At 47.4% G+C, this 23163-nt stretch carries 18 protein-coding genes, 1 other RNA gene and 1 other annotated feature; of the genes, 18 read left to right on the forward strand and 1 reads right to left on the reverse strand.

The features are described 5' to 3' along the window. Positions 1-7 precede the first annotated feature (7 nt). The 12 genes from queA to ssrS all read left to right on the forward strand — a co-directional run bounded on the left by queA (position 8) and on the right by ssrS (position 15226). Entirely contained in the window at positions 8-1042 is a 1035-nt protein-coding gene (queA, locus tag BW931_RS02820; protein WP_076569809.1) for a tRNA preQ1(34) S-adenosylmethionine ribosyltransferase-isomerase QueA, read from the forward strand. A gap of 15 nt (positions 1043-1057) precedes the next feature. Beyond that, positions 1058-2194: a tRNA guanosine(34) transglycosylase Tgt gene (tgt, locus tag BW931_RS02825; RefSeq protein ID WP_076569811.1), complete on the forward strand. Its 1137-nt coding sequence runs from the start codon at positions 1058-1060 to the stop codon at positions 2192-2194. Positions 2195-2208: 14 nt separating this feature from the next. Beyond that, positions 2209-2469 (forward strand): preprotein translocase subunit YajC, encoded by a 261-nt coding sequence (gene yajC, locus BW931_RS02830; RefSeq protein WP_076569814.1) that lies wholly within the window; start codon positions 2209-2211, stop codon positions 2467-2469. Between the two features lie 455 nt (positions 2470-2924). Next, positions 2925-5210, forward strand: a complete 2286-nt coding sequence (gene secDF / locus BW931_RS02835; RefSeq protein ID WP_076569816.1) for a protein translocase subunit SecDF — start codon at positions 2925-2927, stop codon at positions 5208-5210. A 377-nt stretch (positions 5211-5587) separates the two neighbouring features. Beyond that, positions 5588-5920: a LapA family protein gene (locus BW931_RS02840; protein ID WP_076570201.1), complete on the forward strand. Its 333-nt coding sequence runs from the start codon at positions 5588-5590 to the stop codon at positions 5918-5920. 55 nt (positions 5921-5975) lie between these two features. Beyond that, the gene (gene recJ, locus BW931_RS02845) at positions 5976-8279 is read left to right on the forward strand and encodes a single-stranded-DNA-specific exonuclease RecJ (RefSeq protein ID WP_076569818.1); all 2304 of its coding nucleotides are present in this window, start codon (positions 5976-5978) and stop codon (positions 8277-8279) included. Further along, the gene (locus BW931_RS02850; protein WP_076569821.1) at positions 8269-8784 is read left to right on the forward strand and encodes an adenine phosphoribosyltransferase; all 516 of its coding nucleotides are present in this window, start codon (positions 8269-8271) and stop codon (positions 8782-8784) included. Before recJ ends, BW931_RS02850 begins: the two co-directional genes overlap by 11 nt. Positions 8785-8900: 116 nt before the next feature. Continuing rightward, a complete protein-coding gene (locus BW931_RS02855) occupies positions 8901-11102 on the forward strand; it encodes a RelA/SpoT family protein (RefSeq protein WP_076569824.1) in 2202 nt (733 codons plus the stop codon). Between the two features lie 12 nt (positions 11103-11114). After that, entirely contained in the window at positions 11115-11561 is a 447-nt protein-coding gene (gene dtd, locus BW931_RS02860) for a D-aminoacyl-tRNA deacylase (protein ID WP_076569826.1), read from the forward strand. A gap of 52 nt (positions 11562-11613) precedes the next feature. Next, positions 11614-11830, forward strand: a binding site (T-box leader). Positions 11831-11934: 104 nt separating this feature from the next. After that, positions 11935-13209 (forward strand): histidine--tRNA ligase, encoded by a 1275-nt coding sequence (hisS, locus tag BW931_RS02865; protein WP_076569828.1) that lies wholly within the window; start codon positions 11935-11937, stop codon positions 13207-13209. A 3-nt stretch (positions 13210-13212) separates the two neighbouring features. Further along, positions 13213-14976 carry an aspartate--tRNA ligase gene (gene aspS, locus BW931_RS02870; protein WP_076569830.1) on the forward strand — a complete coding sequence of 588 codons (1764 nt, stop codon included), beginning with the start codon at positions 13213-13215 and terminating at the stop codon, positions 14974-14976. A 56-nt stretch (positions 14977-15032) separates the two neighbouring features. Next, positions 15033-15226, forward strand: a non-coding RNA gene (gene ssrS, locus BW931_RS02875) — 6S RNA. 70 nt (positions 15227-15296) lie between these two features. On the opposite strand, the gene BW931_RS02880 is transcribed toward ssrS, so the two are convergent. Further along, a complete protein-coding gene (locus BW931_RS02880) occupies positions 15297-16571 on the reverse strand; it encodes a replication-associated recombination protein A (protein WP_008588687.1) in 1275 nt (424 codons plus the stop codon). A 117-nt stretch (positions 16572-16688) separates the two neighbouring features. On the opposite strand from BW931_RS02880, the gene BW931_RS02885 reads away from it, so the two are divergent. The 6 genes from BW931_RS02885 (at position 16689) to recD2 (ending at position 23071) form a co-directional block, all read left to right on the forward strand. Further along, positions 16689-17363, forward strand: a complete 675-nt coding sequence (locus tag BW931_RS02885) for a YczE/YyaS/YitT family protein (protein WP_008588688.1) — start codon at positions 16689-16691, stop codon at positions 17361-17363. Further along, complete coding sequence (gene cymR / locus BW931_RS02890; RefSeq protein WP_008588689.1) at positions 17317-17736, forward strand: cysteine metabolism transcriptional regulator CymR; 420 nt, start codon at positions 17317-17319, stop codon at positions 17734-17736. Before BW931_RS02885 ends, cymR begins: the two co-directional genes overlap by 47 nt. 19 nt (positions 17737-17755) lie before the next feature. After that, on the forward strand, positions 17756-18886 hold the full coding sequence (locus BW931_RS02895) for a cysteine desulfurase family protein (protein ID WP_076569833.1): 1131 nt from the start codon (positions 17756-17758) through the stop codon (positions 18884-18886). Between the two features lie 12 nt (positions 18887-18898). After that, positions 18899-20011: a tRNA 2-thiouridine(34) synthase MnmA gene (gene mnmA / locus BW931_RS02900; RefSeq protein WP_076569836.1), complete on the forward strand. Its 1113-nt coding sequence runs from the start codon at positions 18899-18901 to the stop codon at positions 20009-20011. Between the two features lie 64 nt (positions 20012-20075). Then, positions 20076-20738 carry a tetratricopeptide repeat protein gene (locus BW931_RS02905; RefSeq protein ID WP_076569838.1) on the forward strand — a complete coding sequence of 221 codons (663 nt, stop codon included), beginning with the start codon at positions 20076-20078 and terminating at the stop codon, positions 20736-20738. Positions 20739-20749: 11 nt separating this feature from the next. After that, a complete protein-coding gene (recD2, locus tag BW931_RS02910; protein ID WP_076569841.1) occupies positions 20750-23071 on the forward strand; it encodes an SF1B family DNA helicase RecD2 in 2322 nt (773 codons plus the stop codon). The last annotated feature ends 92 nt before the right edge of the window (positions 23072-23163 follow it).

Below are 23163 nucleotides of genomic sequence, written 5' to 3' on the forward strand. Positions count from 1 at the left end.
AAGGATAATGACAACAGATATCAATGAATACGATTTTGAACTGCCGGAAGAACTCATCGCCCAGACACCACTGAAGGATCGGGATTCTTCCCGTCTTATGGTTCTTAACACGGAAGCAGAAGAAATAGAGCACCGTGTATTCTCGGATGTGAAAGATTATCTCCATCCCGGAGACTGTCTCGTTTTGAATGATACAAAAGTACTTCCTGCGCGGTTGTACGGTGTGAAAGAAGATACGGGAGGAAAAGTGGAAGTGCTTCTTCTTCACCAGCGCGAAGGTGACGAATGGGAAGTACTGATGAAGCCCGCCCAAAAAGTGAAGGAAGGTACGGAACTCACCTTTGGCGACGGACGACTGAAAGCCGTTTGTACAAAAGAGTTGGAGCACGGCGGGAGAATCGTCGAGTTTTCATACGAAGGCATCTTCCTTGAAGTGCTGGATTCTCTCGGAGAAATGCCGCTTCCTCCGTACATCACCGAGCAACTGGAAGACCGTGACCGTTACCAGACGGTTTACGCAAAAGAAGAGGGATCGGCTGCCGCGCCCACGGCCGGCCTTCATTTTACGGAAAAGCTGCTCCGGGAATTGGAGGAGTCGGGGGTTGAACTTGTATATCTTACTTTGCATGTAGGTCTCGGAACGTTCAGACCGGTGAGTGTGGAAAACGTCGAAGAACATGACATGCATGCAGAGTTTTATACCCTGGGGGAAGAGTCAGCCGGGACGCTTAATCGTATAAAGGAAAACGGCGGGCGCATCATTTCGGTAGGTACGACGTCGACCCGGACGCTTGAGACGATTTACCGGGAACATCAGCGATTTGTGGGGGAGAGCGGGTGGACGGATATTTTCATCTATCCTCCGCATCAGGTGGAATCAATCGATGGACTCGTGACGAATTTCCACCTTCCGAAGTCGACACTGATCATGCTTGTGAGTGCTATTGCCGGCAGGGATTTCATACTGGAAGCCTACCGCCGGGCGGTGACGGAGAAGTACCGTTTCTTCAGTTTCGGGGATGCAATGCTAATTTTAAAGTAGGAGTGGAAGATACAGATGGCAGTAACATATGAACATATAAAAACATGTAAGCAGACAGGTGCACGGTTAGGGAAGGTCCATACTCCTCACGGAACGTTCGAAACCCCTGCCTTCATGCCTGTAGGTACGTTAGCGACAGTTAAGACGATGAGTCCGGAAGAGCTTGAGTCCATGGGGGCGGGAATGATTCTTTCGAACACTTATCATCTCTGGCTGCGTCCGGGAGCGGATATCGTCGAAGAAGCCGGAGGCCTTCATAAATTTATGAACTGGAAAGGTTCTATCCTTACAGATTCGGGAGGTTTCCAGGTGTTCAGTCTCAGTGATCTGAGAAAAATCGAAGAGGAAGGCGTTCATTTCCGTAACCATATAAGCGGGGAGAAGCTATTCCTTTCTCCGGAGAAAGCGATGCACATACAGAATCAGCTCGGCGCGGATATTATGATGGCATTTGATGAATGCCCGCCTTACCCTGCAGAACACAAGTATATGAAGGATTCCGTGGAGAGGACGAGCCGCTGGGCGGAGCGCTGCTTGTCGGCTCATAAACGTCCTCACGATCAGGGCCTGTTCGGTATCGTTCAAGGCGGGGAATACGAAGATCTGCGGAAACAGAGTGCGCGTGATCTTACATCGCTGGACTTCCCGGGGTATGCGATCGGTGGTCTGTCGGTCGGGGAACCGAAAGATGTAATGAACAGGATGCTTGAATCGACGACACCTTTGTTGCCTTCAGATAAGCCGAGATATCTCATGGGCGTAGGGTCCCCTGATTCCCTGGTGGATGGAGCAATACGGGGGATCGACATGTTCGACTGTGTGCTTCCGACACGCATAGCCCGTAACGGTACCTGTATGACGTCTAACGGACGTCTGGTCGTCCGTAATGCTAAATTTGCCCGTGATTTCGGTCCGATCGACGAAAATTGCGATTGTCATACGTGTCGTAACTATTCGAGAGCTTATATCCGTCACCTCGTAAAATCCAATGAAACGTTCGGAATCAGACTTACTACTTATCATAACCTGTATTTTCTGTTAAAATTGATGAGGCAAGTGCGAGAAGCCATTAAAGAAGACAGACTCGGAGATTTCCGTGAAGAATTCTTTGAACAATATGGTTTCAACAGGCCAGATGCGAAAAACTTTTAGGGGGGAAGACAGAGATGGAAACATTGATAGGGCTACTGCCTATTATTTTAATGTTTGTTATCTTTTACTTTTTGCTGATTCGTCCTCAACAGAAAAAGCAAAAAAAAGTGCAGCAGATGCAATCCGAACTGCAAAAAGGTGATGAAATTATTACAATCGGCGGCATTCATGGTACGATCCACGCGCTTGACGAAGGCACTGTCGTCGTTACGGTTAACGATGGCTCTTCGTTGAAGATGGATCGTTCATCAGTCAGAGAAAGAAAGAACGACTAAGACCTAGGGAAACGAAAGACGGCTCTTATTTCAAGCCGTCTTTTATCAATACCTGAGGAAAAAGAGTGATTCCTGCATTGAGCCGGGAATCACTCTTTGTTTTTTGCAGGGTTTTTTTGGATTCTTTCGACTCAAACTGACCTGTAAAAATCTGACCATTCGGTACAGTTTTTCACTGAATAGCCTGTTCATCTTCTCAAAGAAATGATTTTCCGCTACAATAGATTATATGCTTGTACATATAGGCCGGCGCCTCCGCGTTTCAGGGAGGGTGTGTGCTTACCTGCCCTCTTTTGAAGCACGGGCAGGCAATGGTGAAACAGTGATTATATATTGATGAAAAAGGTATGCAATGCAAGCAGGGGCTGCTTTTGTGACTCAAAGGAAGTCCCGTATGATTGACGTCAAGAGGAAAGAGTCCCTGAAAAGAGGGACAATAAGGGGGAGCGAAGGAAATGAAAAAACGAGGTCGCATTGTCGCCTTTTTTCTTATAGTAGCTTTACTTGGAACGATGATAGGCACGACTGTTACGGGTGTCGCCAAAGACATAAAGCTCGGACTCGACCTTCAGGGAGGATTCGAGATTCTCTATGAGGTGGATCCGATTGATGAGGAACAGGAAGTCAACCGTCAAGTACTTGAAGCGACTGTGCAGTCACTGACAGAAAGGGTGGACTCCCTTGGTATCAGTGAAGCAAATATTAACATCGAAGAGCCCAACAGGATAAGGGTGCAGCTTGCGGGTGTCGATAATCAGCAGGAAGCGAGAGAATTACTGTCGACGACCGCCGAACTGTCTTTTCGTGACGTAGAGGGCAATGAATACCTTGATGGCAGTGATATTGTCGAGGGCAGTGCCCAGCAGTCATTTGATGCGAACACGAACCAGCCTGTGGTTACTGTGAAAATGGAAAGTGCCCAGGAATTTTACGAAGTTTCGGATACTATTACGAGTAAGGAACAGGATCCGGAGACTCCGTATGACGACCGTATGATGGTCATCTGGCTCGACTATAACGAATCCGAGACGACGTTCCCGGAAGAGTACGGCAAAGAAGATCCGGCATATATTTCCGCTCTCGGATTTAATAATGATGAGCCGATCAGAAGCACGGACGTCCAGATTGACGGGAACTTTACGGTGGAATCAGCCAAACAGCTGGCCGACATGCTGAACGCCGGATCGCTTCCGGTGAACCTCGAAGAAATGTACTCGACGTCCGTAGGAGCACAGTTCGGGGAGCAGGCGATGAATAAAACCGTTATTGCCGGAGCGATAGGTATTGCGCTAATCTTCCTTTACATGATTGCCTACTACCGTTTTCCGGGGATTATTGCAGCAGTCACACTTTCCGTATATATATACCTTATTCTTGTAGTGTTCGAACTCATGAACGGGGTGCTGACACTGCCCGGGATAGCCGCTCTTATTTTGGGAGTAGGTATGGCTGTAGATGCGAACATCATAACGTATGAACGTATCAAAGAAGAACTGAAATCCGGTAAATCGGTAATGTCCGCTTTCAAATCGGGGAATAAGCGATCTCTTGCGACTATCCTTGATGCGAACATAACAACACTGATAGCTGCAGGCGTATTGTTTATATTCGGAACGAGTTCCGTAAAAGGGTTCGCTACGATGCTGATAGTGAGCATACTGGTAAGCTTCATCACCGCCGTTTTCGGTACCCGCCTTTTCATGGGTCTGTGGATTCACAGCCGTCTGCTGAATAAACGTCCCGGCTGGTTCGGGGTGAAGCCTTCACAAATCCAGGATATTAATGATACGACCCCGGTGAATACAACTGTAAAAGGTAAAACTTTCGATTTTGCAGGGTTACGGAAGCGATTCTTTGCAATTTCGATTATACTGATCGCCTCCGGCGGTATCGCGCTTATGATATTCAAACTTAACTTAGGGATTGACTTCACAAGCGGATCCAGAGTGTCTATTCTTTCCGATGGCAATATCAAATCTCCCCAGGTGGAAGAGACGCTCGAGGAAGAATTCGGCGTCACGCCGAAACAGATAGTGATTTCAGGGGACAACGACGAGATTGCTGTGGCCCGGTTCGAAACGGTTCTTCCAAAAGATAAGGTAGGAGAAATTCAGGACCATTTTGAAGAAAAATACGGTAACACGCCTAACGTAAGTACTGTATCTCCGATAGTGGGTCAGGAACTTGCCAAGAACGCAGCTCTGGCTGTTCTCTATGCCTCTATAGGAATCGTTATTTATGTTACGATCCGATTCGAGTTCTTTTTTGCACTCACGGCAATTCTGGCCCTGCTGCACGATGCTTTCTTTATCATAGCTCTATTCAGCATAACCAGGCTTGAATTCGATATAACGATAATTGCCGCCATTCTGGCAATCGTCGGGTATTCCGTCAATGATACGATCGTCACTTTCGACAGGATACGCGAAAACTTGAAACTTAAGCGGAAAGTGAAGACCTTCGGTGAACTGGCGAAAGTGGTAAACGAAAGTCTGATGCAGACGCTTGCAAGAAGTTTCAATACTGTAATCACTGTAGTGTTTGCAGCATTGATGATCTTTTTGTTCGGTGCTTCCTCTATAACGAATTTCGGATTTGCTCTCGTAGTAGGACTCGTAGCCGGTACGTACTCTTCACTCTTTATTGCCGCACAGCTCTGGCTGGTAATGAGAGGACGTACGATCGAGAAGAAACCGATCGAGTACTCTGAGAAGAAGAAAACGAACGGACCGCAGGTATAATAACGAAAAGTTTTCGGCACAATTGAATAGCAGATAACAAAAACCGGACCCTTGTGTTCGGTTTTTGTATTTTTTACGAGTAAGGGGGAGATGGATTGGGCACCTCTGCCCGGAGCGAGCCTGTTATCCTTCCCTTCAGATGCGAAGGTAAGGATAACGTTCTTTTCGTGACGTTGAGAGGTATGAAGGAGCGGTGAATGTCACGATTCCGGCATAAACGTTACCTTCGTTCCGTTTCACAGCTTACGAAAGGAAGGAAAGCCGACAGATGACACTTACTCTTTCTATTCGCTGGAAAAAGGAGGGCCGGGCTTACCTGTTTTTTGATTGAATCACTTTCCGTGGGGGTATACTACAGAGGAAAGGAGGTGGCTGTCGTGAAGGGACAGACTTACATTATACTGGCCATTATATTTGCTCTTTTAGTAGCTATATTTGCAGTCATTAACGTGGACCCTGTGCAAGTGGATTATTTATTCGGCTCCGGAGAGGCTCCCCTCATACTTGTGATCCTCATCTCCGTACTGATGGGTGGAATTATAACTGCTTCCGTGGGCTCACTCCGGTATTTCCGGCTGAAACAGAATTACCGTTCTCTGGAGAAAAAAATGCAAAATGACACGGAGAATGCACCGGAAGAGCCAACCGCTAATGAGAAAGATGAGGATAAAGACTTGGACGATAACCCGGATAAACATAAGGACAGGTAATATGGTTGTTCACACCCCCGGCCTTTAGTATAATTAACGGGTCAGGGGTGTCGTTATGTTAAAAAGTAAAATGAAATGGGATTTTACATACAGTTCGGATTCTGCCAATAGGCAGGAATTGATAAATGAATTATTGGAGCAGCGCGGCTTGCATACGGAAGAGGAAAGAAGCAGGTTTTTGCACCCGGCGCTTGCTGATTTACATGATCCTTTTCTCATAAACGGAATGCGGAAAGCTGTGAACCGGGTCAAAGAGGCTATCCATTACGGAGAGCCCATTCTGATTTTCGGGGATTATGACGCGGACGGTGTCAGTTCGACAGCGTTAATGATGGAGTGTCTGCGATCGCTCGGAGCGGAATGCGACTTTTATATTCCTAACAGGTTTACGGAAGGATACGGTCCAAACGAAAATGCATTCAGATGGGCCTCCGCACAGGGATACACGCTTATAATTACAGTGGACAATGGTATAGCCGCTGTGGAAGAAGCGAAAGTTGCAAAAGAATTGGGGATCGATCTCATTATTACGGATCACCACGAAGTTCAGAACGAACTGCCTGAGGCATTTGCGATTCTGCATCCGAAAACTTCTCTCCAGTATCCTTTTCAGGAACTGGCAGGAGTCGGGGTGGCGTTCAAATTCGCCCACGCTCTTCTGGAAGAGAAGCCGGTTCACCTGCTCGATCTTGTAGCTATAGGAACGGTCGCCGACCTGGTGCCACTTGAAGATGAGAACAGGATACTTGTTTCCTTCGGACTTGAGGCTATTACAAAGACGAGGCGTCCGGGGCTTCGTCAACTGAAAAATTTGAATAGCATAGACGGAGACGTAGACGAAGAAGCGGTCGGATTTATGATAGGTCCAAGAATGAACGCAGTCGGTCGCCTGCAGGATGCTTCTCCTGCCGTGGATCTTTTACTTACCGGGGATGAAGAAGAGGCACAGGAACTGGCCGGGTTCGTTCAGGAACTGAATAAAGAGCGTCAGAAAATTGTTCAGGAAATAGCTGACGAAGCCGAGGCACTGCTCGGGGAAGATGTGAAAGATGAAGTGATTGTGGTGGCCAGGGAAGGCTGGAATGCCGGAGTGCTCGGTATCGTCGCTTCCAAGCTTGTGAGGAAATTCGACAGGCCTGCGATTGTTCTTACCATTGATAAGGAGAAAGGTCAGGCAAAAGGATCCGCCAGAAGTATAGATGCCTATGATATGTTTGAAAATTGCATGGAGCACAGGGAACTGTTTCTTCACTTCGGTGGGCATTCCCAGGCTGCAGGCATGACACTGGCGGAGGACAATATAATTTCGCTACGAGAAGAGTTGTCCCGACTGGCGAGAGAAAAACTTGCGCCGGAGGACTACGGTCAGTCACTACCTGTCACGATGAGTCTCGATCTCAGTGAAGTGTCATTACAGCAGATAGAATTCGTCAATCAGTTACGGCCATTCGGAATGGCTAATCCTAAACCGTACTTCCACGTCAGAAGCAGGGCGAAGGAATTGAGGCTGATAGGCAGCAAAAAGAATCATATGAAAGTAACGCTGGAGCAGAACGGTTCACGTCTAGATGCTATCGCGTTCGGACAGGGAGAAGCATATCACTCTATCGCTCCTCAGTCCCCGATAGATATGGTCGGGCAGCTGAGTATCAACGAATGGAACGGAACGAGGAAACCACAGCTGATGGTGGAAGACATTGCAGTGAAAGAGTGGCAGCTGTTCGACTGGAGAGGAACGAAACATTTGCAGAAGTCTTTACCGTCCTTCCAGAGAGACGAAGCCGCCTGTGTCACTTTCGGGTTGCAGACGGAAGGGCCGGGAGAGTTACCGGTGATCGGGTTCAACGACAGCAGGGTCAAGGATTACAGTATATTGATTTTAATCGATCTCCCCGAACGGCTTGAAGATCTGAATGCGCTCCTCGGGGAGGTATCACCTGAGCGTATTTACGCCGTCTACTCTTTGAGAGACGATGCATTTATGCAGACGCTGCCGTCCCGGGAGCATTTCAAGTACTTTTATGGAATGCTGAAGAAGAAAAAAACGTTTGACCTTGAAAAAGATTCGGCTCTTCTCGCAAGGCACAAGGGATGGAAAGTCGATTCGATAAAATTCATTTGTAACGTGTTTTTTGATTTGGGTTTTGTTACAATAAAAGATGGTCAATTGTTTATGAATACACAACCCGAACAGAAGAGCCTGACAGAATCTAGGACGTTCCAGACGAGACAGGAACAGATGGAAGTTGAAAAAGTACTATATTATTCGACATATAAAGAATTGAAAGATTGGATGGAAACCCGGCTGCAAAAAATTAAAGGGGCGGAAGTCAAGGAGGAAATAGGATATGGATTATAAAGAACATATAGCAATTGTTGAAAACTGGCCGAAAGAGGGAGTTCAGTTTAAAGACATCACTCCCCTCATGGATAACGGTCCTGCTTTTAAAGCAGCTGTGGATGACATCGTGACTTATGCCAAAAAGCGCGACATCGACATCGTAGTAGGTCCTGAAGCCCGTGGCTTTATAGTAGGGTGCCCTGTGTCCTACGCTCTTGAAATAGGTTTTGCCCCGATTCGCAAGAAAGGAAAACTTCCCCGGGAAACGATTGAAGTGGATTACGGTCTGGAATACGGTCAGGACATCCTGGCTATACACAAAGATGCAATAAAACCTGGCCAGCGCGTACTTATCATCGACGACCTGCTCGCTACCGGAGGTACAATTGAAGCAACTATAGATCTGGTGGAACAGCTGGGCGGAGAAGTGGCAGGGTGTGCCTTTCTCATCGAACTTCAATACCTGAACGGCAGAGACAAGCTCGAAGGATACGATGTACTGACACTAATGCAATACGAGTAGAAGAGTGCGCCCTCTGTAAGGGCGCTCTTTTGCTATCATTTCCCTTGGAAAGGCGGAGGTTATGTTCAGCATTTCAGTAAAAGATAATTCAACATATAGAAATCAGGGTGATTGTTATGGCGAACGATAATGTGTTGACTGCGGAAGAAGTGATTGATGGGGCAAGACATTATCTGAATGAAGACGAGTTACAATTTATTCGGAAAGCCCATGAATATGCTGCCTGGGCACATCGTGATCAGTATAGAAAGTCAGGGGAGCCTTATATCATACACCCGGTCCAGGTAGCCGGGATCCTCGTCAATCTGGAACTCGATGCTGAAACGATAGCCAGCGGCTTTCTTCATGATACGGTGGAGGATACAGGCGTAACGGTGGAAGATCTGAAGGTGACTTTCAATGAGGAAGTCGCTATGCTCGTGGACGGAGTGACTAAATTAGGGAAAATCAAATATAAGTCTAAAGAAGAACAGCAGGCGGAGAATCACAGGAAGATGTTCGTCGCAATGGCGAAGGATCTTCGTGTCATTCTGATTAAACTTGCTGACAGACTTCATAACATGAGGACTCTCAAGCACCTGCCGGCTGAGAAACAGCGGAGAATTTCCAACGAAACTCTGGAGATTTTTGCACCTCTCGCTCACCGTCTCGGTATTTCAACTATCAAGTGGGAACTTGAAGATACAGCACTGCGATATCTGAATCCCCAGCAGTATTACCGTATCGTGCACCTTATGAAGCAGAAGAGAAACGAGCGGGAGCACTACGTGGATGAAGTCATCAATCAGATAAGGGGCGAGCTCGATAATGTAAACATAGAGGCTGATCTGGATGGCCGCCCGAAGCATCTGTACAGTATTTACAAAAAAATGGTTCTGCAAAGCAAGCAGTTTAACGAAATATACGATCTGCTTGCCGTACGCATTCTGGTAAACAGCATTAAAGACTGTTATGCAGTATTGGGCATTATACACACATGCTGGAAGCCGATGCCGGGACGCTTCAAGGATTATATCGCCATGCCGAAGCCGAACCTGTATCAGTCTCTGCATACGACAGTCATCGGTCCGAAAGGTGATCCTCTCGAAGTGCAGATCAGAACACATGATATGCACGAAATCGCCGAATACGGCATTGCTGCCCACTGGGCTTATAAAGAAGGAAAACAGTCCGGCAGCACCCAGTCTTTTGAAGAAAAACTGTCCTGGTTCCGTGAAATTATGGAATGGCAGAGCGAGACCCATGATGCGGAAGAATTTATGGAATCTTTAAAAATGGATCTGTTTTCCGATATGGTTTACGTCTTCACTCCGAGAGGCGATGTTATCGAACTGCCGTACGGTTCGAACCCTCTTGATTTTGCATACCGGATCCATACGGAAATCGGTAACCAGACCATAGGTGCCAAGGTGAACAGCAAAATGGAGCCTCTTGATTACGTGTTGAAAACCGGAGATATCGTAGAAGTGATGACTTCAAAACATTCCTATGGTCCTTCTGAAGACTGGGTGAATATTGCCCAGACTTCCCAGGCAAAAAATAAAATCAAACAATTTTTCAAGAAGCAGCGCAAGGAAGAGAATATTTCCAAAGGCCGGGACGCAGTGGCACGGGAAATAAAGAACCTTCACCTGTCTCCGAAAGAGGTACTGACACAGGATAATATTCAGCGGGTGCTCGATAAATTCAATTTCACCTCGCTTGATGATATGTATGCAGCGGTAGGATACCAGGGAATCACTGCAATTCAGGTAGCAAACCGTCTTACGGAGAGAATCCGGCGTGAGAAAGAAAAGCAGGAGGCTCTGGAAGATACGGTAGCCAATGTAAACAAAAAAGACTTAAAAAAACAGCCCAACGTGAAAAAAGATGCGGGGGTCGTAGTGGAAGGGGTCGACAATCTGCTCGTCCGCTTAGCCAAGTGCTGCAGTCCGGTTCCGGGTGACGAAATCATCGGATATATAACGAAAGGCCGCGGTGTTTCCGTGCATCGGACCGACTGCCCGAACGTCAAGACCGAAGAAGCTAAAGATCGTCTCCTGCCTGTTAAGTGGGAAGAAGAGGAAGATAACGGCAAACAGTATCACGTGGATCTCGAGATCTGGGGGTATGATCGGAGAGGTCTTGTCAATGAAGTGTTACAGGCTGTCAACGAAACGAAAACGAATATTACGGCGGTTTCGGGAAGGTCCGACCGCAATAAGATGGCTACAATCAATATTACAATACTGATTCAGAATACTTCCCATCTCAGGAAGATAGTGGAGAGAATCAAACAGATCCAGGAAGTATATACGGTGCGGAGAGTAATGCAATAGAGGTGAAATCAAATGAAAGCAGTAGTACAGCGGACGACTGAAGCGAAAGTTACGGCAGAAGGGAAAGAACCGCGAAGAGTGGATAAAGGTCTTGTGGTTCTTCTTGGCGTTTCCCGGGAAGATACGGAAGAAGACGCTCTGTATCTGGCGAAAAAAATACCTCATCTGCGGATTTTTGAAGATGAAAATGAAAAGATGAATTATTCTGCGGTGGACGTGGAGGGGGAGATACTTTCGATATCTCAATTCACTTTATTCGGCGATACGAGAAAAGGCCGCAGGCCCAATTTCATGCAGGCTGCCAAGCCTGATATGGCCAATGACCTGTATGAAAAATTTAACGCCTACGTCCGCAGGGAAGGAATCCCTGTGGTGACCGGGAGTTTCGGAGAAATGATGCAGGTGGATCTTGTGAACGACGGTCCCGTCACATTGATTCTGGACAGCAAAGAGCGGTGAGTCTTGACAGAATGACAGGACGTCTATATGATAGAAAGCAATTCAGTTAAAGATAAAACCATCGAGGGAAAAAGTAACCGGTACCCACATAGTTCAGAGAAGAAGTGTCACGGCTGAGAACACTTCCCTATGATGCATCGGTGAAAGACGTTTCTTAGGTGCCGTGCCGAACGATATTGGTAGGTGCGGACGTAAAGCCTGCGTTAAAGGTCCAAAGTGGAAGAATTATCTTCAATTAGGGTGGCACCACGGGCAGTCCCGTCCCTTTTTCTGCAGCATTGCAGAAAAAGGGGCGGGGCTTTTTTTAGTGGCTCTGTCGCCCTGATCGGTAAGAGTAAATGAATATTCATAATATGAATCAGGAGGAATGGCTATGGCAATGAATGCGCCGAGAGGGACTCAGGATATACTGCCGGGAACTGTAGAGGATTGGCAATATATAGAAAACACTCTTAAAGATTTGTCGCATCGCTTTAATTACAAGGAAATTCGCACGCCGATATTCGAACATACGGAACTTTTTCAGCGCGGGGTGGGTGATTCCACCGATATCGTGCAAAAAGAGATGTACACGTTTGAAGACAGGGGTGGCCGGAGTGTAACGTTAAGACCCGAAGGCACGGCTTCGGTTGTACGTTCATTCGTACAGAACAAACTTCATGGTCTTGCGAACCAGCCTACCAAACTTTTCTACATCGGTCCTATGTTCCGCTATGAACGTCCTCAGCAGGGAAGAACCCGCCAGTTCGTGCAATTCGGAATAGAGGCCCTTGGCAGTGAAGATCCTGCTGTAGACGCCGAAGTTTTATCTTTCGCGATGAAAGCATATCAGGAACTCGGTCTCTCTTCGTTAAAACTGATCGTAAACAGTCTTGGGGATCAGGAAAGCAGGGAAGCGCACAGGGAAGCACTTGTGAACCACTTCTCTCCTCACAAAGAGGAACTTTGCAGTGACTGTCAGATCCGTCTTGAAGAAAACCCGCTGCGGGTACTTGACTGCAAAAAAGACAGAGATCATCCGGCGATGAAGACTGCTCCGTCTATTCTGGACTTTCTGAATGAGTACTCGAGAACGTATTTTGAGAAAGTGAAGTTTTATCTTGACGCAATGGATATCGATTATGAAGTCGACCCGAATCTGGTACGGGGGCTTGATTACTACAATCATACAGCCTTTGAAATCATGAGTGAGGCTGAAGGGTTCGGCGCCATCACAACACTGAGCGGTGGCGGCCGATATAATGGGCTCGTGGAGGATATCGGCGGTCCTGCGACACCGGGTATAGGTTTCGCTCTTAGTATCGAACGTCTTCTGATGGCTCTGGAAGCGGAAGGAGTGGAACTGCCGAAACAGGAAGAACTTGATTGCTATATCGTTGCAATCGGTGAAAAGCCGGAGCTTGAAGCGGTGAAACTGGTGGATAAATTACGTTCGGAAGGACTTCGCGTTGATAAAGACTATCTCCATAAGAAAATGAAAGCACAGTTTAAGGCTGCGGATCGACTGAAAGCTAAAAAAGTGCTGATTCTTGGAGATAGAGAAGTGGAAAATAACTTGGTGAACGTTAAAGATATGGCAACGGGAGAACAGAAAGAAGTCTCTCTTGAAAATGTTATGGCTGAGCTGAAGAAAATGAAGGAGGAATAGAGAATGGAGCGTACGTCTTGCGGATCGTTACGGCAAGAACACAAAGGAGAGAACGTATTACTGAAAGGATGGGTGCAGAAGCGGAGGGATCTTGGAGGTCTTATTTTCATCGATCTCCGGGACCGTTCCGGTATCGTGCAGGTGGTGTTTAATCCGGAAACGTCCAAAGAGGCACTGGCGGTAGCGGAATCGGTGCGCAGCGAGTACGTCCTCGAAGTGGAAGGGAAAGTGGTGCAGCGGGATGAGAGCACCGTCAACGAACAGGTAGCTACCGGGAGTATCGAGGTGGTAGCGACAGATGTTCAGGTTTTAAACAAAGCGAAAACTCCTCCTTTTATGATCGAGAACGATACGGACGTTGCAGAAGATGTTAGATTGAAACATCGCTACATCGATCTGAGGAGAAGTGAGATGCAGGAGACATTTCTCATCCGTCATAAAACGACACAGGTCATCCGCGACTATCTCAACAGCGATAATTTTCTGGAGATGGAGACACCTATTCTGACTAAAAGTACACCGGAAGGGGCAAGGGATTACCTTGTGCCGAGCCGTGTCCATGGCGGCGGGTTTTACGCTCTGCCCCAGTCCCCTCAGCTGTTCAAGCAATTACTGATGATGAGCGGATTTGAAAAATATTATCAGATCGCCCGGTGTTTCCGGGACGAAGATCTCCGGGCGGACCGTCAGCCTGAATTCACCCAGGTGGACATCGAAGCTTCTTTCGTAACAAAAGAAGACATTATGCGCATGACAGAGGGTATGATGAAAGCGGTCATGAAAGAAGTGAAAGGGATAGAGATCGATACTCCTTTCCCGAGACTATCCTATATGGAAGCTATGGAAAGATACGGGTCCGATAAACCGGATACTCGATACGGACTTGAGCTCGTTAACGTTTCTTCGGTTGTTTCCGAGAGCGGTTTTCAGGTTTTTGAAAAAGCCGTCTCCTCGGGTGGTCAGGTGAGTGCCATTAATGTGGAAGGGCAGGCTGATCAGTTCTCCCGGAAAGATATAGACCAGCTCACCGAAGAGGTGAAGGTTTACGGAGCGAAAGGGCTTGCCTGGATGAAGATCAAGGACGGGGAAATCACCGGTCCCATAGCTAAATTTTTCGGCGAGCCGGAAGCCTCTTCTCTTAAAGAAGCTTTAAACGCCAAAGATGATGACCTGCTGCTGTTCGTAGCAGATAAATCGGGAGTGGTTCAGGAAAGCCTTGGAGCACTTAGGCAGAAGCTGGCCAGCCGTCTCGGCCTTATCGATCGTTCCAGTTTCAACTTTCTCTGGGTGGTGGACTGGCCGCTGTTTGAATACAATGAAGAAGATGGAAGGTACTACGCTGCCCACCATCCGTTCACTATGCCGGCGGCTGAAGATGAACAGCATCTTCTCGACCGCCCGGAGAGTGTACAGGCTGAAGCTTACGATATTGTACTGAATGGATATGAGCTTGGAGGAGGATCGCTTCGTATTCATAAGCGCGAACTTCAGGAAAAAATGTTTGAAGCTCTCGGTTTCTCAAGGGAAGAAGCCGAAGAGCAATTCGGATTCCTGATGGAGGCACTGGATTCCGGAGCACCTCCTCATGGCGGAATCGCTTTCGGACTGGACCGGCTGATCATGATTCTCGCCCATCGTCAAAACCTTCGTGACACGATTCTGTTTCCTAAAACGGCTTCCGCTTCCGATCTTTTAACGGACGCGCCGTCTGAAGTTGCCGGGAAACAGTTGGAGGAACTGCACTTGAAATTGAATAAAAAGAAATAAGATTCCTTGATAACCTTATACATCTATGCTATGATTTGAATACAAAGTAAAAGAAATCAATCCTGATGTGTTCGTTGTAAAACTGTACGTTTTGACCGAACATTTATGAGAAGGGAGTCCGAAGTTTCTGCATGGAATGAATGCCTCGTTGTATATTTATACTTAGAGGACTCAAGAAATGCAGAACAGGACACCCACCTGCCAGTAGCGGGTTCAAAACTCATGACACGACGGCACGATCGGGATTGATTTTTTTAATGTAAGTAAACCCGACTTTTTAAGTCGGGTTTTTAGTTTGCAGCTCAACACTTACAATTGTCCTATTTTTTCTTTTGCTGATTTATATTTTCGTAAACTTTCTGCAGTGCCTGCTCATATTTACCGCTCGATTTCGGCTCGTAGTAGCGCCTGTCCTTAATTTCATCCGGGAGGTACTGCTGATTGACCCATCCCGCCGGTGCATTGTGAGGGTACTTGTAATCGACTCCGTGTCCGAGGGATTCCGCTCCTTTATAGTGAGAATCTTTTAAGTGATCAGGCACTTCCCCGCTTTTTCCTTTTTTAATATCTGATATAGCTGCATCGAGTGCTTTGTATGCGCTGTTTGATTTCGGTGAGAGTGATAAGTCCGTCACGGCTACCGCCAAGGGAATTCTCGCTTCGGGAAAGCCGAGGCGTTCCGCTGCCTGTACCGCATATAAAGCTTTCGGTCCGGCTTGAGGATTGGCGACTCCTATGTCTTCGTAGGCGATGACAACAAGTCTTCTGGCGATACTCTCGAGATCTCCGGCTTCTATCAGTCTTCCGAGGTAGTGAAGAGCAGCGTTGACGTCACTCCCGCGAATCGATTTCTGAAAAGCGGATAATACGTCGTAGTGAGCGTCCCCGTCTTTATCGTGAGAAAAACTTTTCTTCTGCATCGATTCCTCCGCAGCACTCAAGTCGATTGATATAACTCCATTTTCATCTTCCTTCGTTGAATAAGCGGCAAGTTCAAGACCGTTCAAAGCCCCTCTCAAGTCTCCATTTGAAGCCAGCGCAAAGTGATTGAGAGCTTCTTCGGAAATATCAAGAGAAAGATCGGCCAGTCCTTCTTCGGCGTCTACAGCACGTCCGATCGTTTCCTTCACTTCTTCGAGGGACAGTTTCTCAAGTTCAAAGAGATGGACCCGGCTTCTAATTGCAGGGTTTATGGAGTGGTAGGGATTGCTTGTGGTACAGCCTATCAATGTGATAGTATTCTTTTCTATATGAGGGAGAAGGAAGTCCTGTTTGGCTTTATCGAGCCGGTGAACTTCGTCCAGAATAAGCACCATCCCTCCGTGCATTTTCGCCTCTTCTACAGCTACTTCCATGTCCTTCTTCTTATCCGTCACCGCATTCAATATTTTATAGGGAAGAGACAAGCTCTTGGCAAGAGCTGTAGCGAGAGAAGTTTTTCCGGTGCCGGGCGGACCGTACAGAATCATTGACAGAAGTCTTCCGGAATCGATCATTCGCCGTAACGTTTTCCCTTCGCTCACGAGATGTGATTGGCCGATAATGTCTTCTATGTGTGCAGGTCTCATTCGAAATGCCAGTGGTTGTTGACTCATTATGTCCTCCTTGGTGTAGGTAATATACGATAATCGTAGAGTTTGTACAGAAAAAATGCAAGCACTCCACCCTTCATGGTATAATGGCGTGTGGTAAAATAGGGAGAAGGATTAATTATGCGGAAAACTATGGACAATAAAAAGTTACGATGGTCTTTTTTCACCATCGGTCTCATTATTCTGGCGTTCGGAATTTCTCTTACAATCCAGGGCCGGGCTCTTGGTATCGGCCCGTGGGACGTGTTCCATTACGGATTGTACGAGCAGCTCGGACTTACGATAGGATCGTGGTCGATAATCGCGGGGATAACTATCGTAGTCGCCACCTCCATTTTTTACAGGCAGTTGCCGAAACTCGGGACTATTTTAAATATGATTCTGATTGGCGTATTCATAGATATATTTAACTGGATGCTTGTAGAACCCGAGACACTTGCAATGCAGATCACCGTTTTCGCGCTCGGAACGCTGATTATGGCGTTCGGGATAGGAATCTATGTAGCTCCTGATCTAGGTGCGGGTCCGAGGGACAGCTTTATGCTGATGCTTTCCGATGTGCTTGGCTGGAAGATCTCCACCTCCAGAAACGTGATGGAAGTATCCGTGGCGGTCCTCGGATGGCTGCTGCAGGGACCGGTAGGTGTAGGGACAGTATTTATAGCACTTATGCTCGGTACAATGGTAGGATACAGCCTGCCTATGGCGAAACGTTTGTTGAAGTTTTTTATGAAGAAGGGTGAGAAGAATGAAAATATCGACCAAAGGACGTTATGGTCTTACGATAATGATTGAACTGGCCAGAAAATACGGGGAAGGTCCCGTGTCTCTCAAGCAGATTGCGAGAGACAACGACTTATCCGAACATTACCTTGAACAACTTATCGCTCCTCTCAGAAACGCCAGCCTCGTGAAAAGCGTACGCGGTGCTTATGGGGGCTATATGCTTAAGGATCGTCCCGACGAAATTACGGCAGGAGATGTGATCAGAGTTCTGGAAGGACCGATCACCCCTGTTGAAGGAATCGAAGAAGAGGAACCGGCAAAACAGGCGCTGTGGCTGCGGATCAGGGATGCGGTCAGGGAAGTGCTTGACACGACTACTCTGGAAGATTTGAAGAATCATACCGGAGAACAGACACAGGATGAGTTTATGTTCTACATTTAAGACCAGGAGGAAATCAGTTATGGAAGCAATTTATCTCGATCATGCTGCCACGACGCCAGTACACGACGAAGTGATTGAAGCTATGGTACCTGTTTACCGGGAAGTATACGGAAACCCCTCCAGCATCCACCAGTATGGAAGAAAAGCACGGCAGGTGCTGGACGAAGCGAGACGGAAGGTGGCTGCCTCTATCGGAGCCGGGGAAAAAGAAATCATTTTCACAAGCGGTGGAACGGAAGCTGATAACCTTGCGATTTTCGGTGTGACCGAAGAATTGGGTGAAGGTCACGTCGTTACCACCTCCATCGAACATCACGCTGTGCTCCACGCCGTGGCTGCTTTGGAAAAACAGGGGTTTGACGTGACGTACGTCGCTCCGGAACCGGACGGAGCGGTAACGGCCGAAGCTGTTAAAGAAGCACTCCGCGAGGATACAGTGCTTGTTTCTGTTATGATGGTGAATAATGAAACAGGGGTGCGGCAGCCCGTGGAAGAGATCGGAGAAGCTTTGAAAAATCATCCGGCCTATTTTCATTCGGACGCAGTTCAGGCTCTTGGAATCGAGAACATTGATGTAAGGGAGACGGCTGTGGACCTGCTTGCATTTTCCGGCCATAAGATTAATGGACCGAAGGGCATCGGCTTTCTTTTCGCCCGGGAAGGTGTACCTCTCACTCCGATGACTTACGGAGGGGAACAGGAACGGAAACGTCGGGCCGGTACGGAAAACGTTCAGGCTGTGAAAGGTCTTGAAAAAGCGATGGAAATGATGGAAGAGAATCGGGAAGAGCATGTAGCGCAGTACGAAAACTACAAAAAATCGTTCCTGTCGGTCCTTGAAGAGGAAGAAGTGTCGTTCGAGGTGAACGGACAGAATACGACAGCTGCCATCGTCAATATCAGTTTTCATAATATGGACGTAGAGACGATGCTTACGAATTTTGATCTGGAAAAAGTAGCCGCTTCAAGCGGAAGCGCATGTACTGCCGGTTCTTTTGAACCTTCCCACGTTTTGAGCGCTATGTTTCCTGATGATCCGGAACGTATGAGAAATTCCATACGCTTCAGTTTCGGAGCAGCGAACAACGAGACGAACGTAAAAGAAGCTGCTCGACGGGTGGCTTCCATTTACAGAAGATTAAACAAATAGGAGGGATCCTTAATGAAAGAACCGAAAGACACACGGGTGGTTGTCGGAATGAGTGGCGGGGTCGATTCATCCGTGGCTGCTCTTCTTTTGAAAGAGCAGGGGTATGACGTTGTGGGCATTTTTATGAAAAACTGGGACGACACGGACGAAAACGGCGTGTGTACCGCTACGGAAGACTATGAAGACGTCATCCGTGTCTGTAACCAGCTTGATATCCCTTATTATGCAGTGAATTTTGAGAAACAGTACTGGGATAAAGTATTCACGTATTTTCTTGATGAATACAAAGCCGGACGGACACCGAACCCGGATGTAATGTGTAACAAAGAAATTAAATTCAAAGCTTTTCTCGACCATGCTCTCTCTCTTGGAGCCGATTATCTGGCTACCGGTCACTATGCACGTGTCCGGGAGCGGGACGGACGAGTGGAAATGCTGCGGGGCGTGGATGAGAACAAAGACCAGACGTATTTCCTGAACCAGCTGGACCAGGAAGCTCTGACTAAAGTTATGTTCCCGCTCGGAGATATACCGAAGCCGGAGGTGCGGGAAATCGCCCTCGAAAACGGACTCGCAACGGCCAAAAAGAAAGACTCGACGGGCATCTGTTTCATTGGAGAACGGAATTTCAAGGAATTTCTGAGCGAGTATCTGCCTGCCCAACCCGGTAAAATGGAGACGTTGGAAGGGGAAACTAAGGGTGAGCACGACGGTCTTATGTATTATACGCTCGGACAGCGTCAGGGTCTCGGCATCGGCGGTGCGGGTGATCCGTGGTTCGTCGTCGGCAAAAACGTAAGCGAAAATATTCTCTACGTCGGTCAGGGCTTTGACCACGAAGCGCTTTATTCCGATTCTTTAATTGCTGTGGATATGAACTGGACGGATAATCGCGTGCCCGAAGATTCATTCGAGTGTACAGCCAAGTTCCGATATCGTCAGAAAGACTCCAAAGTCACCGTCCATCCTTTGACGGACAACCGGATCAAAGTTGTGTTCCATGAACGGGAACGCGCTATCACACCGGGCCAGGCAGTTGTTCTGTACGATAACGAAGTGTGTCTCGGAGGAGCCACGATCGATGAAGTCGAAAAGAACGAGGAACCGATGCAACACGTCGGTTAATAGAGGGAAGCCATGTAGTTATACGGCATGGCTTTTTTCCTACATAAAAGAAAGGGGTATCGGCATGGATAAACTGCAACAGGGCATCGACCGGATGCAGGAACAGAAATTTGAGGAAGCTGCGAAATTGTTTACGGATGTTATTGAGGAGAATCCCGGGGAGCCGCTCGGCTATATAAACTTCGGAAATCTGCTTTTGCATATGCAGGAATACGAAAGGGCAGAAAGGTTTTTTGAACGTGCGATTTCGCTGGATGATACTGCAGCCACCGCTTATTACGGTCTCGGTAATGTGTATTATGAACAGGATAGTTTTACGAAAGCCCAGAATCAATTCCTGCAGGCGATCGAAAAAGGGCTGGATGAAGCGGACGTTTATTTTCTGCTCGGAATGAGTCTCGTTCAGCAGGATTATCACAAGCTGGCTCTTCCCTATCTGTCCCGGGCAGCCGAAATAGATCCGAACGATGTGGACATTCAGTTTCAGTTCGGCCTCTGTCTTGCACAGAATGAACAATTCGATGAAGCGGAACGGGTGTTAAAGGCGCTTCTTGATATAGTTCCGGAACATGCGGATGCCTTCTACAACCTCGGCGTGATCTGCATTTATAAAGAAGAAGCCGAAGCAGCCCTCGATTATTTCAATGAAGCACTGAAGGTGCAGAGTGATCATATGCTCGCTGCCCATGCAAAAGGGGAAGTCGAAAAAGCACTGAATGGGAAATAAGGAGCCGGGTGATGGATAATCAGCAATCGATCGAACAGGAAAAGAGACCGTATGTAAAAGCGGAACTGAAGCGGATGATTTTTCATAAAGAAGAAGAGGCATTTTCGATAGCTTCCGTGAAAGTACTGGAAACGACCGAAAATCTAAAAACGGAAGAACTGATTGTCAAAGGGCATTTCACTCCTCTTGAGGAAGGGGAAACCTATATATTCCACGGGTACTTCGAACATCATAAAAAATTCGGGGAACAATATGTAGTGGAGGAGTATCGCAGACTTCTCCCGGAGACGAAGGATGGACTGATCGCCTACCTTTCCAGCGAACTGTTTGACGGTGTCGGGAAGAAGACGGCCGAGAGAATTGTAGAGACTCTCGGGGAAAATGCAGTACCGAGAATTCTCTCCGACAAACAGGTCCTCGATCAGGTGCCGAAGATGTCGGCGAAGATAAAAGATAAGCTTTATTATTCTCTCACGGAGCATCAGGGGTTCGAACGGGTAATGGTAGAGCTTACGAAGCACGGTCTCGGCCTCAAAACGATACAGAAGATTTACGGTGCGTTCGGGGATAAAACGCTTGATATTCTGGAAGAGGACCCTTACCAGTTCGTCTTCACCGTCGAAGGCTTCGGTTTCCACAGAGCAGATGAGCTGGCAAGACACAGGAACCTGACCCATGATCATCCTACCCGTATCAGGGCCGGATGCCTGTATACTCTTCACCAGAACCTCCAGGCCGGTCACATTTATTTGCCGCTTGAAACGTGTCTTCTCGAGATGGAGCAGCTGCTCCATCATCCCGGGGAGTCGCCGCTTACGTATGAACAGCTTTCCGGGGAGGTGATTCACCTCGGGGAAGAAAAATATGTATACATTGAAGAGGATCGTATTTACCTCCCGACCCTTTATTTTGCAGAAAATGGTTTCGTTACACAGGTGGAGCGCATTCTCTCCGGAGAGATGGAGGTCGACTTCACCCAGGCCGAATTGTTGAAAGTTATCGGTTCCATTGAAGAGGAAGAGACGATGAGTTACGGAAAAGAACAGTTCGAAGCTATTGAGACAGCGCTAAAAAAGAAAATGATGGTAATCACCGGTGGTCCGGGGACGGGAAAAACGACCGTAATCAAAGGCCTGTTACATGCGTACTCCAAACTTGAAGACTGCTCTCTCGACCCGAAAGACTATACGAAAGATGTGCCTTTCCCTTTTGTGCTCGCAGCTCCTACCGGCCGGGCGGCTAAAAGAATGAATGAGTCTACAGGTCTTCCTGCGAGTACTATTCACCGGCTTCTCGGCTGGGACGGCCATCAGACGTTCGAAAAAGACAGTACTAATCAGATCGAAGGAAAGATTTTGATCATTGATGAATTCTCTATGGTGGATATGTGGCTGTCCAATCAGTTATTCCGTGCGATTCCTTCCGACATGCAGGTAGTGGTCGTTGGGGATGAGGACCAATTGCCTTCGGTCGGGCCGGGGCAGGTGCTCGCCGACCTGATAGCTTCCGATGTCATTCCGCTGATACAGCTGATTGAAGTGTATCGGCAGAAAGAAGGTTCGAAGATTATCCACCTTGCTCACGCAATAAAAAATGATACGTGTACGCTTGATATGCTGAAGAAAGAGCAGGATTTTAATTTTATCCACGCTCCCGACAGCCGCCTGAACGAAGTAGTGACCAACATCGTGGCGAAAGCGTATGAGAAATCTATCGATATGAAAGATATCCAGGTTCTTGCTCCCATGTACCGATCGGAAACGGGTATTCATGAAATCAACCGTTCTTTACAGAACAGAGTGAATCCCGGAAGTAAAAACAAACGAGAAATAGAGTGGAAAGGAAACATTTTCCGAAAAGGGGATAAAGTCATCCAGCTTGTAAACCAGCCGGAAGAGGGAGTCTTCAATGGAGATATAGGGGAAGTGGCCGCCATTTTCCGTGCGGAGGAAAACATCGATCACGTTGAACAGGTGGTAGTAGAGTTCGATACGAAAGAAGTGACGTATGCCAAAAAAGAACTCTCCAACATTATGCTTGCCTACTGCACTTCTATCCATAAGTCCCAGGGCAGTGAATTCTCGATAGTGGTTCTTCCGGTCACCTATCAGTACAACCGTATGCTGAAGAAGAATCTTCTTTATACGGCGGTGACCCGTGCTAAGCAGTCGCTGATTCTTTGTGGTGACCCGCAGGCGTTCATCAAGGGCATACGGACAAAGGATACCAATCAGAGATATACGTATCTTCAGGAGAAATTGAAAAAAGAGACGGATTTTACTTACGATGAAGATGAAGAGGATGAGGCTCTTTCTCCATATGATTTCATGTAAAGAGCCGGTTTCTTTTAGAACCGTTGACACGGGAATATCCGTTGCTTATAATTTAATTTAGATATTAAGACTAATGCGAAGATGGGAAGAAG

Source organism: Salimicrobium salexigens (genome assembly GCF_900156705.1).
Lineage (GTDB): Bacteria > Bacillota > Bacilli > Bacillales > Halobacillaceae > Salimicrobium > Salimicrobium album.